We start from the raw sequence: 12,527 nt of genomic DNA on the forward strand, positions 1-12,527 counted from the left end.
GCAGACGCGCCTTACTTGGCGGCCTGGATCATGATCTCGACCGAGAGGCCGGGCGCGGCGAGCTTGGCTTCGACGGTGGCGCGGGCCGGGGCGTTGCCGGGGGAGACCCACGCGTCCCAGACTTCGTTCATCTGGCTCCAGGTCGAAATGTCGGTCAGCCAGATATTGGCAGAGAGCACCTTCGACTTGTCGGTGCCGGCTTCGGCCAGGAACTTGTCGACCTTGTCGAGGATCTGCTTGGTCTGGCCCTTGACGTCGGCCTTGGCGTCGTCGGCGGTGAGGCCGGCGAGATAGACCGTGTCGCCATGGACCACGGCGCTGCTCATGCGGGCGCCGGCGTTGATGCGCTTGATGCTCATATTCTCTCTCCTCGAAGAAACTTCAAAAGCGGGCGGGACCTTAGCAGAGGCTAGATCGCCGCGACGACCATGATTTCGACCTTCATGTCCGGGTCGTTCAGCCGCGCCTCGACGGTGGCGCGTGCGGGCGTGTGGCCCGGCACGACCCAGGCGTCCCAAACTTTATTCATGGCGGCAAAATCGGAGATATCGCTCAGCCAGATCGTGGCGGTGAGGATCTTCGACTTGTCGCTGCCGCCTTTGGCCAGCAGCGAGTCGATCTCGGCCAGCGCCTGTTGGACCTGACCGGTGATGTCGAGGCTCGTATCCTCGGGGATCATGCCCGAGCAGTGGATGCGGTTGCCCAGGATGACGGCCTCGCTCATGCGCGGGCCGCAGTCGATTCGCGTGATGGTGCTCATGATGCCCCCTCTTAAAGCCCGCTGTCGGCTCGCACAACGGACCGGAAACGCACGGCGCGCTACCTGCGCCGCGGGATCGCGTTACAGTCCGGGGAATGACCGGAGCAAACGCCATGACCACCCAGCCCCAGATTCGACGCCCCCTCGACGGGATGCTCGTCCTCGATCTCGGGCAGATCTACAATGGCCCCTATTGCGGGCTGCAGCTCGCCTTCATGGGCGCGCGCGTGCTCAAGATCGAGCCGCCGGAGGGCGACGTGGTGCGCCGCCGCAAGCGCGAGGTCGAGCCCTATCCTCTGGTCATGCTGAACTCCAACAAGGAGTCGGTGGTCCTCGACTTCAAGCAGCCGCGCGGCAAGGAGATCTTCCTCGACCTGGTCGCCAAGGCCGACGTGCTGATCGAGAATTTTGCCGCCGGGGTCATGGACCGGCTGGGACTGGGCTACGACGTGCTGAGCAAGCTGAACCCGCGCCTGGTCTATGGCGGCAGCTCGGGCTTCGGCCTCGACGGCCCCTATCGCGACCTCGCCGCCATGGACGTCACCATCCAGGCGATGAGCGGCATCACCAACGCCACCGGCGACGCCGACGGGCCGCCGACCAAGGCCGGCGCCGCGGTCTGCGACTTCCTCGCGGGCATCCATCTCTGCGCCGGCATCCTGGGCGCGCTCGTGCAGCGCGAGCGCACCGGCAAGGGCCAGCGGGTCGAGGTCGCCATGCACGAGGCCGGCGCGATCTCGATCGCCTCGGCGCTGGGGGCGGTGATGGACGGCGACAGGAACGTGCCGGACCGCACCGGCAACCGGCACCCTGCGCTCGCCATGGCGCCCTACAACACCTATCGCTGCCGCGACGGCTACGTTGCGATCTTCACCTCGGCCGAGCGGCACTGGATGTCGATGTGCGAGATGCTGGGCCGCCAGGATCTGCTGACCAACCCCGAGTTCATGACGACGCCGGGCCGCGCGAAGAACATGGACCTGATCGACGACATGGTCGGCGCCTGGACCTTGCCCAAGTCCAAGGACGAAGTGCTGGCCGCGCTCACCGAAGCGCGTGTCCCCTGCGCCCCGGTGAAGACCGCGCGCGAGGTCGCCTACGATCCCCACCTCGAGGCGCGCGGCTTCTGGGTCGATGTCGACCATCCGCGCCGCGGCAAGACCCGCGTGCCGATCTCGCCCATCCGCCTCCACACCGGCGGCAAGTCGGAGATCAAGCGCCCGGCGCCGACGCTGGGGCAGCATACGGATGCGGTGCTCGGTGAATTGCTTGGATTGAAGGCGGACGAGCTGCTGCAGCTGCGCGCCGATGACGTCACGGTGCCTGTGACGGAACGGAAGAAAAAGTAGCAAGAGAGAGGAAACCCATGCCGATCATCGATTCCCAGGTCCACGCCTACGAGGCCAACACGCTGCAACGGCCATGGGCCACCATTCCGAACTGGCCCGGTCACGTGACCGGCGACGAGATGGTGGCGGCGATGGACGCGGTCGGCGTCGACGGCGCGATCATGATCTCGCCCTTCGCAATGTACCGCTATGACGCTAGCTACGCCGAAGAAGTGGCGCGCCGTCATCCGAAGCGCATGGCGATCGTGAAGCCGGTCGATCCCGACGACGAGAACGTGGCCGACGTGATCGCCAAGTGGAAGGAGACGCAGGGCGCCGTCGGCATCCGTATCTTCCTGCGCGAGGAGGAGAAGCGCGCCGCCGACCATCCCGGCCTCGACCGCATCTGCAAGGCCGCCGTTCAGTACGACCTGCCGCTCAACTTCCTGTTCTGGGGCCGGGTCGAGGAGGGCATGCAGATCATCGACCGTCATCCCGAGACGCGGTTCATCGTCGACCATCTCGGCATCCTGCAGCCGCGCGTCCCGCCCGCGCCCGCCCAGCCGTGGGCCGACCTGCCGAAGATCCTCGACCTCGCCAAGCGCCCCAACGCCGTGATCAAGATCAGCGGCGCCTGCACCCTCTCGAAGCAGCCCTATCCGTTCCCCGATATCTGGGATCCGCTGAAGCGCATTTTCGACGCCTGGGGCTTCGAGCGCTGCCTCTGGGGCACCGACTGGACCCGCGCCTTCGCCGTCGTGAACTACGAGAACGCGGTGACGCCGTTTCTGGAGACCAAGACCCTCAGCGACAGCGAACGCGCCATGCTGATGGGCGGCGCCTGCGCCAAGGCCTACGGCTGGTCGCCGAAGAGATAGCGCCTCTGTCGTCCTGAGCGCACGCGAAGGACCTTGCGAATCGACCAGCGGACTCCCGGGCGAGCGCGAGATCCTTCGCTTCGCTCCAGGGCGGGGGTTACCCCGCCCGCGATGACAAGAAAAGATCACGCCGTCGAACGAACCAGCTTGCCGGGACGCGCGCCGGTGTCGACGCCCTTCTCGAAGATCGGCGTGCCGGAGCAGATGGTCATGTCGTAGCCGTCGACGCTCTGGACCAGGCGGTGGCCGCCGGCCGGCAGGTCGAAGATCATCTTCGGGCTGTGCAGGTTGAGGCCGTCGAAGTCGATGACGTTGACGTCGGCCTTCTTGCCAACCTGCAGGCGGCCGCGATCCGTGAAGCCGTAGAAGTCGGCGGTGCTGCTGGTCATGCGCCTGACCACGAACTCGAGGCCGAGGCGCGGGCCCCGCGAGCGGTCGCGCACCCAGTGCTGCAGCATCGAGGTGTTGAGCGAGGCATCGCAGATCACGCCGCAATGCGCGCCACCGTCGGACAGGCCGAGGATGGTGTGTGGATCCTCGATCAGCTCGCGCACGACCTCGAGATCGCCGTGCACGTAGTTGGTGACGGGGAAATAGACCATGCGGTTCTCGGCCCCGACCAGATAGTCGTAGCAATATTCCTGCGGCGTCACGCCGGCGCCTTTGGCCAGCGCTTCGATGCTGCGCTCCGGCGCGGGCTCGTAGTCCGGCCGGTCGCCCAGCGGATTCTACAAACGAACGCTCGCGAGGCTTGACCGCAGCAACAAGGAAGCATCTGACTGTTGCATTCTCTCTATGGATACAACCATAATTTACATCGCGGATTTCGAGGCATGATTTTTGGACCTGCATGTCACGACTAGGTCGCCTATTGGGACGAGGAGGGCGAGATGGGAACTGGATCCGATTTAGACAAGATTCTCAAGACAGAGCTCAACCTACACGCCGCGTGGATACCAATCGCTAACACTTTCAGAGTCGGAGACTACGGTCTGGTTAGCAACGGAGTCGTAGTAAAAGGCGGAAATATTAAAGATGATTTTGGCATTGACTTTAAAGCGGCGGGAGGAACGAAGAAGCTACAGGTCAACTTCATGTCTAAGGGCACAACTTTGATACGCAGCGCCAATGGTGCGCAAGTGCCAGCATTTACGAATGATGGAGACATCGACGCCAAACTCACAATCAATTTCTCAATCACAAATTCTTTTCTGTTAAAAGCGGCGGAACTCAACAGTTTTGAAATGCAAGATCTAATCAATGTCGCAAGAAAACTTGCCGAAAAAAAGCGTTGGAAACGCGCCTATAGGGTCGTCTCCGCTGTGTACTCAGCGAGCGATTGCGCCATCATCTCGTCCAAGTCCTCAAATTCGAGCATCGAATTGTCTGGAAAGGCAAATGCTCTGAGACACTTCGACATGGGCGCAGCCTCAGTTGGAATCGAGGTGTCCAAGAAACAGGACATCGGACTCGAGATCATTGGAGAACGTGGAGTTCTCGGACTGGCGTTGTTCAAGTTACCCATGCTGCTCGGAGACACTCCGAAGATTCTATCGGAAGAAGAAAAAGGAAACTTAGAAACTAGCTTTGATGCAAACTGGCCCCAAACTCTACCAGATGATGTGTAACATCACGGGGTGCCTTCCCAATCAATGTAACAGTTCACCCCTCGGTACAGCGAATAGACGAGACCAAGAGGGTTCTTATAGTCATCCCACATCACCCGATTTACCTTCTGAAGTAGCGGGCCCATCCTCACGGGTTGTTTGCTCTTGGTAAAGAAAGCGCTGAAAACTTGATGACCATACTCGGCCGCAAAAACTGCAGGGACATCAACTTGCGCGCCCACGAGACCAATTGCGCCCTGCTTTAAAAGGGTGATGGCAAAGCTCTCATAGAAAAGTGTTTGCATCTGCCCGCCCTGACACGCGTTGATGAATATTAGCGGGCTTGTGGATAAGGGTTTATCGCCATCTGACCAGTACTCGAAATCTCCTGCGTTTACCTCTCCATCGGTAAAGATAAGATGTGGCTCGACTGCTTTTCCAGCATCTGCACCGATTCCTTTTCCATGGCAGTAAAAGTATAAGATACTCTCCAGACTCTCACGTTTGGTCGTGAAATCCTGCGCGAGCTCAGATTTCTTGGTTCGCCTAATGCGTGGTTCTGCAACGAGCTTCTGGATCAGGTCGATATGACAATCGATTATCGGCAAGTTGAGATTTGTCGCTAGTCTGTCATCAAAGTTGACACTCAATAATGCAGGCGCCGCCGGATCCAGGCGACCCGTTGCGGGTAGCCGCACCTGTACTGGATTCTGATGTACAAGATGTTGATAGCCCCAAAATCCCTCTTTCCGCCAATTGGTGCCATCTGCGGCGAGGCGTTCTCCTAGAGTAGGATGCGTATACATCATTCCCCATGGCGGAAAGATTTCCGAAGATGTAATCGCCAAGTGGCACGACTTGAATGCGAGCTTAGCCCGAAGCACTGCGGCGAGTACCTTGAGGTCCTCATTGCCGCTTCCTTCGAAGATCGCCATAAAAAGCCTATTACCAGCCAAGGCTAACTTCGGAGCGGCAGTTGCAAGTAGTTCGGGCTGAGTACTTTGATCCCAAGCATCTTGGAAAGGTTTGGCGTATTTATCCTCTTGAGTTTGGCGATCGACATGAGGAACACTGAGCCCCACGATGGAATCAAGCCAAGCGAGCCTGCATTCATTGGACCGAGCAACTATTTCGTTAGCGGTTCGTATCGACTGGCCGATTAATTGGCCGTCCTCATGATCAATCATGGCTCCGTGAAGTACGAATTCGACCTCTTTGTCGTCTCGGCGAACAATGCGTAACCCGAGATCGGGAGGGGTAGAAAGAGATGCGCGTGGCAATAACTCCCATGAGCCGCCATAGTTCTCGACCTTTTTGGTCGAACGGGTATCGAGTGTTATAATCATGAATATCACGCTGCTCGGCTTCGGGTGACGCGACTCAGAGGAATCTCAAATTCCTCTACGAGAGTCAGATCGATTGCCATGTAAATACTGATTCTCAGAAAGGGCGATTCGGTCCGAGGCGTGACTTGAAATCGCACGATCTCACTGTCTCCTTCCGGAGGAAGCCAAAGTGTCTGCTGATGGCGTTTGATGGAGAAGCCGTGGCCTCCGATAACAACAAGCAACTCAAGAGGCGCCCCAGCCGAGAAATTGGGCTCCACAATAGGTTCAGTCGCTAAGCTACCCGGCCGCAGCTTTCCAATGTTAATGGCAAGATAATAACTTCGATCTATTTCCAATTGTTCGTCACCATCTTCGAACCAAGCGTTAACATGTCTTGGTTCGGAGGGTCCGGACTGCTTCTCACTTGAGGCTGCCGGAGCGGATACCGTAGCCACCGTCTTTTCAGGATTCGTCTGTGCAGCGGGTACCGTAGATTTGGGGTCTCGCTTTAAACCAGCGGTCGGCGCCGATCGTCCCGTCCAACCAGTAGTCTCTTGGGCAACATATTGCTGACGTCGCGAAGTGGTTCGATCAGAGACAACATGTCCCGCGCCCTGCACCATTCTCTCTATGCTGTCAGGTGATGCTCCCTCGATTGCAGTTTCGAACAAGAGGCCAGCCGTTCCCGGTTGTCCCATGCGTCGATACTGCTGAGATATCGGAATGTATTCAGAATCTATGCCCGAAAGCGTAGCAAACTGATCCGCTGCGGTAGCACTCCCGCCGCCCAGTAAACCGAAGGCAATGGCCGATCCCGTATCGCCGAACTCTCGCGCAAACCTCGCCGCTCGCCCCAGTTCGACCGCGTGGATCTCCATCCTGGGCCCTTTGTCCACAGGATTTAGTTCTCGAGATTTCGCATCAAGTTCGCCGAGCACCAGTTCTTGAATCAACGGCAAGCCATCAAGCGCAGCGATTCGAGCTGCCGAAGCCAGCATGCCAGCGGCTATCCGGTTTGGAACGAAATTTGAACGCTTTCTAGATTCGGTGACTATTTTGTTCGAAAATGTCACGAATCGATTAGAGTCATAAATGTCTTCGTACGAGGGCGGCTCCAAGCCGAAATATGGCGCCAACCCCATCATCGCGGTCACTGCTGGCAAAGACGCAAGATCAAGATGCCCCATCGCTGCGGCACCACGAGCTGCCTCAATTGCAATTCCGATTGTATTTATGCGGTGTGAGTGACGGTCTAGGAAAGAGTCCAGTTCGCGCATAACACCCCGCCGAATGGCAACTTTCACCACATGCGATGCTAGATAAAGGGCCTCCACTGCGTGGCCACCCTCATAGAGCTGACCCGCATAGATCTGCAGTGGCTCGACTACTTCATAGAAGAACCTCTGGGTCTTCCGTTCATAGACTGTCGGCATGGCAATCTTGAGCTCAGCATCCAGACGATGTTGCGCCTCAACCCCCTAGTATTTGCACGAGGCGACCATAAAAATGGTACAAAACTGCCAAGTACGTCAACCCTTGCTTGCAAAGCTGGTTACTGCAATGGGTGTGGAGAGCTTCTTCGCTCTGAAAGTGTCTGCCTACTCCGCGCGCTCGACTGCCTACTCTCTAATGGCTGATTGCTATGAATCGGCCGAACGAACCAGCTTGCCGGGACGGGCGCCGGTCTCGACGCCCTTCTCGAAGATCGGCGTGCCGGAGCAGATGGTCATGTCGTAGCCGTCGACGCTCTGGACCAGGCGGCGGCCGCCGGCCGGCAGGTCGAAGATCATCTTCGGGCTGTGCAGGTTGAGGCCGTCGAAGTCGATGACATTGACGTCGGCCTTCTTGCCAACCTGCAGGCGGCCGCGATCCGTGAAGCCGTAGAAGTCGGCGGTGCTGCTGGTCATGCGCCTGACCACGAACTCGAGGCCGAGGCGCGGGCCCCGCGAGCGGTCGCGCACCCAGTGCTGCAGCATCGAGGTGTTGAGCGAGGCATCGCAGATCACGCCGCAATGCGCGCCACCGTCGGACAGGCCGAGGATGGTGTGCGGATCCTCGATCAGCTCGCGCACGACCTCGAGATCGCCGTGCACGTAGTTGGTGACGGGGAAATAGACCATGCGGTTCTCGGCCCCGACCAGATAGTCGTAGCAATATTCCTGCGGCGTCACGCCGGCGCCTTTGGCCAGCGCTTCGATGCTGCGCTCCGGCGCGGGCTCGTAGTCCGGCCGGTCGCCCAGCGGATACATGCGGTCCCAGCGCGTCGCGATCTGGCGCGACAGCGGCGGCAGCACTTCCAGCAGGCGCGGTGAGGCCTCCTGCGACAGGATCAGGCGACGCACCTCCGGCGTGCGCAGCTTCGCCAGCATCTCGGCCGGCGGCAGATGCGCCAGCTCGGCATAGCCTTCGCGCAGACCGAACGGATTGAGCGAGGTGTTGAGGCCCAGCGTCAGGCCCACGGGGCGTCCCGCGACCTGGGCATAGAGCGGCAGGTTGTCGGCGCGGCAGGCGCGTACGCCCTCCATCAGGCGCTTGTAGCGCTGCGGATCGTAGCTGCGGTCGGTCAGCAGGAACCAAACCGGCCGGCCGCTCTCCTTGGCGACCTGGCGGACCCAGTTCCACTCCGCCTTTTCGTCGTCGAAGTCGGACAGGAAGCCGAACGTACCGACTCCGGCCCGGCCCATCGCCTTGCCGATGGCGATCAGCTCCTCATGCTCGGCGTAGCGGCCGGGCACCAGGTCGCCGGCCAGGGTCTTGTGCTGGTCGGTGCGGCTGGTGGTGAAGCCGACGGCGCCGGCCTTCAGCGCCTCCTCGGTGAGCCGCGCCATCAGCTCGATGTCCTCGGCGGTCGCCCTCTCGCGCTTGATGGCGCGCTCGCCCATCGCATAGACGCGCAGCGGATGGTGGGCGACCTGCGCGCCAATATCGATGGTGCGCGGCAGGCGCTCCAGCGCATCGAGATATTCCGGGAAGCTCTCCCAGTCCCACTTCAGGCCTTCGGTGAGGGTGATGCCGGGGATGTCCTCGACCCCTTCCATCATCTCGATCAGGGCGGTCTGGTGCTCAGCTCGCACCGGCGCGAAGCCGACGCCGCAATTGCCGAACACGAGGGTCGTGGCGCCATGCCAGGAGGACGGCGCCAGCACGGGGTCCCAGGTGGCCTGGCCGTCATAGTGGGTGTGGACGTCGACCCAGCCCGGCGTGACCAGCCGTCCCTCGGCCTGGACCTCGCGCTTGGCCGGCCCCGCCTTGCCGCCGACCTGGACGATCCTGTCGCCGGAGAGTGCGACGTCGCCCTGGAACGCCGGCGCGCCCGTGCCGTCGACGATGGTGCCGCCCCGGATGACGATGTCGTGCATGGCCCGTCCCGCTGCTTGTGTAAGGGGACGGTAAGACTTTCACACAAGGCCGGGCGCGGAAAGCCCGGAGCCATGCGTTATGGGCGTGCTGCTATTCTGAGGCAGTGAAATGCGCAGAGTCGTTCCCCCACCAGCCACGACGGTCGCTCAGCATGAGGTTGGTGATGGTGATTCGATCGTACTCGGAAAGACTCTAGCGCTGGGAGCGCGCCACTCCAGTGGCGCGATCATAATTTAAGAGAAGACGCGCCACTGGAGTGGCGCGCCCCCAGCTAAGCGCGTTCGCGAATATCCGAGAACTTCACCTTGGGGCTCTTCTCGGCGATGTAGCCCAGCTCCCAGGCATTGCGCGCGAGGAACACCGGGGAGCCGTCACGGTCCTCGGACATGCCGCCGCGGTTGGCCGACATGAACTCTTCCAGGTCGGCCTTGGTCTCGGCCGAGATCCAGCGGGCGGTCTCGAACGGCGCGGGCTCGAGATCGATATGGACGTTGTACTCGGCCTCGACGCGGGTCTTGAGCACGTCGAGCTGCAGCTCGCCGACCACGCCCACGATATGGTCGCCGCCGATGACCCGGCGGAACACCTGGGTCACGCCCTCTTCCGCCAGATCCTCCAGCGCGCGCCGGAGCTGCTTGGACTTCATCGGGTCCTCCAGCCGCACGCGGCGCAGGATTTCCGGCGCGAAGTTGGGGATACCGACGATCTTCAGCGTCTCGCCCTCGGTCAGCGTGTCGCCGACCCGCAGCACGCCGTGATTGGGAATGCCGATGATGTCGCCGGGCCACGCCTCGTCGACGATCTCGCGCTCGCGGGCGAAGAACAGGATCGGCGAATTGACCGACAGGACCTTCGACGTGCCCATCTGCGTCAGCTTCATGCCGCGGCGGAACTTGCCGCTGCACAGCCGCAGGAAGGCGATGCGGTCGCGATGGTTGGGGTCCATGTTGGCCTGGACCTTGAACACGAAGCCCGAGACCTTGGGCTCGGTCGGCTCGATCGGCCGCGGCTCGGCGGGCTGCGGCCGCGGCGGCGGCGCCCAGGCGGCGATCGCGTCGAGCAGTTCCTTCACGCCGAAATTGTTGTAGGCCGAGCCGAAGAACACAGGCGAGAGATGACCGGCGCGATAGCTTTCGAGATCGAAGCCGGGATAGCCGGCGCGCACCAGCTCGACCTCTTCCGCGAAGTCCGAATCGGCGATCGTGTAGTTCTCGATCACCTCGCCGATGCGGCTGCGGTCGGTGTTGTCGAACACCAGCATGCGGTTGTTGTTGAGATCGTAGGTGCCCTTGAAGTTCTGGCCCGAGCCGGTCGGCCAGGTCATGGGTGAGACGTCGAGCGCCAGGGTCGAGGCGACCTCGTCCAGCAGCTCGATCGGGTCCTTGGACTCGCGATCCATCTTGTTGATGAAGGTGATGATCGGCACGTCGCGCAGGCGGCAAATCTCGAACAGCTTGCGGGTGCGCGCCTCGATACCCTTGGCGGCGTCGATCACCATCACCGCCGAATCGACGGCGGTCAGCGTGCGGTAGGTGTCCTCGCTGAAGTCTTCATGGCCTGGCGTGTCGAGCAGGTTGAAGACGGCGCCGCCATATTCGAAGTGCATCACCGAGGTGGTGACCGAGATGCCGCGCTGCTGCTCGATCTTCATCCAGTCCGAGCGCGCCCGCCGCGCCTCGCCGCGCGCCTTCACGGCACCGGCGACATGGATGGCGCCGCCGAACAGCAGCAGCTTTTCCGTCAGCGTCGTCTTGCCGGCGTCGGGATGCGAGATGATCGCAAACGTGCGCCTGAGCCCGGCGGGATGGCCGGCCAGGCGGGCGTCGGAAGCGGGAAGAGCGGCGGAATCGGGCACTTTTTGGGGGTCCTTCGGGGTGGCGAGGGGGTAGCGGACCGGTCCGTTGGCGTCAACTCAGCCGGGGACGCTGTTCTCCCCCGCCATCCGCTTGCCCGCTGCTTGGTCGCACTGCCGAGGTTTGTTAGTACGGCGCGGGCTTTGTCCGGCCACGCGGGAGCAGACCGCATGGACGGGGCCGAATGGATTGGGGCAGATGGACAAGAAGAAGGCTGGCAGTACGCCAATCGCGCTACGCGTGCTGAAAGAGCTGGTGCTGCCGCTGGCCGGCGGCGGCGCCTACGGCACGCTGGTGGCGCAGGCCAAGCAGATGCCGCTCGACGGCGTGACGGCCGGTGGCGTGGCGTTCTTCTGCATCCTGGCGGCGCAGGGCCTGGTCCTGCGCGCCGCGCGCACGGCACGGACCGAGCCGACGGCGCCGGCGGCCGTCAGCGCCCCCGCGCCGGAGCCGCTGAAGCTCCCCGCCCCCGAGAAAGCGCCGGAGAAGGAACCGGAGCCCGCGCCCGTGCTCATCGCCGCGCCGACGGTAGAGCCCCTCCTCAAGCCCATCGTCGAGCCCGTCGCCAAGCCGGTCGAGGAGCCGGCCCCCGTGCCCGTTCCGGCGTCCGTCCCCGAGCCTGCGGCGACACCCGCGCCGAAGCCTGCCCCCAAGCCCGCCAACGATTTCGTCAGCATCCGGGTCGGTATCGAGGAGCTGAAGGAGCAAGGCGCCCTGCCCGAACCCGAGCCGGAAAAGCCGGAAGACGGCCAGCGCCCGCTCTTCCGCAACCTCGCCCACGCCCCCACCAAGCGGACCCCCGTGGAAGCGCTGGCGCCGAAACAGCTGCTCGACCTCAAGATGCCCTACCAGGCCGTGCTGAACGCCGCCGTGAACTTCGAACGCGAGGTCAAGCGCCAGGCCGACATGGCCGACGACCGGACCGCCACGCTCGACAGCCTGTTCGAGGATCCGCGCTTCAACCTGTCCAAGGACCGTCTGCGCCAGCTCGATACGCTGCGCCGCATCCGCAACAACATCCTCCACGGCTTCGAGACCCTCGTCGATCCGACCGAAGCCGCCGCCCTCGTTGCCGCTTTCGACAAAGCAGCGACATGGTTCGATCCCGCCAATGTCGAGCCGGTGGAGTCTGCGATGGCCGAGGCCGAGGCCGAAACGCCGGTGAAGGACGAAGCGGAAAAGCCTGCCGAAGATGAGGCCGAAGAGACCGCGAGGGCTGAACAAGAAGAGCCGGCGGACGAAGAAGCAAAGGCTCCCGTCGAAGACGAGACGAAGAAGCCCGACAAGGATGAGCCCGAGAAGAGTGAACCGGAGCAATCCGTTGAATCGGAGAAAAAGAAGGACGCTGTCGCGAGTTGAGCGGAGTAGTTGCAGGCGTGTAGGTCAGGCCTAAACTCGCGCCATGGATTGTCA

At 62.0% G+C, this 12,527-nt stretch carries 11 protein-coding genes; 4 read left to right on the plus strand and 7 right to left on the minus strand.

Translation table 11 applies throughout. The annotated features are described in order from the left end of the window. Positions 1–11: 11 nt before the first annotated feature. On the minus strand, positions 12–359 hold the full coding sequence (locus ACO07I_RS09865) for a RidA family protein (protein WP_298310115.1): 348 nt from the start codon (positions 357–359) through the stop codon (positions 12–14). A 50-nt stretch (positions 360–409) separates the two neighbouring features. Then, positions 410–760, minus strand: a complete 351-nt coding sequence (locus ACO07I_RS09870) for a RidA family protein (RefSeq protein WP_422016775.1) — start codon at positions 758–760, stop codon at positions 410–412. Between the two features lie 113 nt (positions 761–873). Between ACO07I_RS09870 and ACO07I_RS09875 the strand changes: the two genes are divergently transcribed. Together ACO07I_RS09875 and ACO07I_RS09880 are read left to right on the plus strand one after the other, a co-directional pair. Beyond that, positions 874–2,109, plus strand: a complete 1,236-nt coding sequence (locus ACO07I_RS09875) for a CaiB/BaiF CoA transferase family protein (RefSeq protein ID WP_422016777.1) — start codon at positions 874–876, stop codon at positions 2,107–2,109. Between the two features lie 17 nt (positions 2,110–2,126). Then, the gene (locus ACO07I_RS09880) at positions 2,127–2,966 is read left to right on the plus strand and encodes an amidohydrolase family protein (protein ID WP_422016779.1); all 840 of its coding nucleotides are present in this window, start codon (positions 2,127–2,129) and stop codon (positions 2,964–2,966) included. Between the two features lie 125 nt (positions 2,967–3,091). Here the strand turns inward: ACO07I_RS09880 and ACO07I_RS09885 are convergent, their stop codons facing one another. Continuing rightward, positions 3,092–3,619, minus strand: coding sequence for an amidohydrolase family protein (locus ACO07I_RS09885; protein WP_422016781.1), 528 nt, complete (start codon positions 3,617–3,619; stop codon positions 3,092–3,094). 237 nt (positions 3,620–3,856) lie between these two features. Here ACO07I_RS09885 and ACO07I_RS09890 point away from each other — a divergent pair, with 237 nt between their 5' ends. Next, on the plus strand, positions 3,857–4,594 hold the full coding sequence (locus tag ACO07I_RS09890; RefSeq protein WP_422016783.1) for a hypothetical protein: 738 nt from the start codon (positions 3,857–3,859) through the stop codon (positions 4,592–4,594). A 2-nt stretch (positions 4,595–4,596) separates the two neighbouring features. Here ACO07I_RS09890 and ACO07I_RS09895 read toward each other — a convergent pair whose 3' ends face one another. The 4 genes from ACO07I_RS09895 to ACO07I_RS09910 form a co-directional block, all read right to left on the minus strand. Next, positions 4,597–5,919 carry a hypothetical protein gene (locus ACO07I_RS09895; protein ID WP_422016785.1) on the minus strand — a complete coding sequence of 441 codons (1,323 nt, stop codon included), beginning with the start codon at positions 5,917–5,919 and terminating at the stop codon, positions 4,597–4,599. A gap of 5 nt (positions 5,920–5,924) precedes the next feature. Further along, on the minus strand, positions 5,925–7,334 hold the full coding sequence (locus ACO07I_RS09900; protein ID WP_422016787.1) for a hypothetical protein: 1,410 nt from the start codon (positions 7,332–7,334) through the stop codon (positions 5,925–5,927). A gap of 207 nt (positions 7,335–7,541) precedes the next feature. Further along, positions 7,542–9,260: an N-acyl-D-amino-acid deacylase family protein gene (locus ACO07I_RS09905; RefSeq protein ID WP_422016789.1), complete on the minus strand. Its 1,719-nt coding sequence runs from the start codon at positions 9,258–9,260 to the stop codon at positions 7,542–7,544. A gap of 272 nt (positions 9,261–9,532) precedes the next feature. Next, positions 9,533–11,077: a peptide chain release factor 3 gene (locus ACO07I_RS09910; protein ID WP_422018213.1), complete on the minus strand. Its 1,545-nt coding sequence runs from the start codon at positions 11,075–11,077 to the stop codon at positions 9,533–9,535. Between the two features lie 292 nt (positions 11,078–11,369). Between ACO07I_RS09910 and ACO07I_RS09915 the strand changes: the two genes are divergently transcribed. Beyond that, positions 11,370–12,473: a hypothetical protein gene (locus tag ACO07I_RS09915; RefSeq protein WP_422016791.1), complete on the plus strand. Its 1,104-nt coding sequence runs from the start codon at positions 11,370–11,372 to the stop codon at positions 12,471–12,473. Positions 12,474–12,527 lie beyond the last annotated feature (54 nt).

The organism is Reyranella sp., from assembly GCF_965227665.1.
Lineage (GTDB): Bacteria > Pseudomonadota > Alphaproteobacteria > Reyranellales > Reyranellaceae > Reyranella.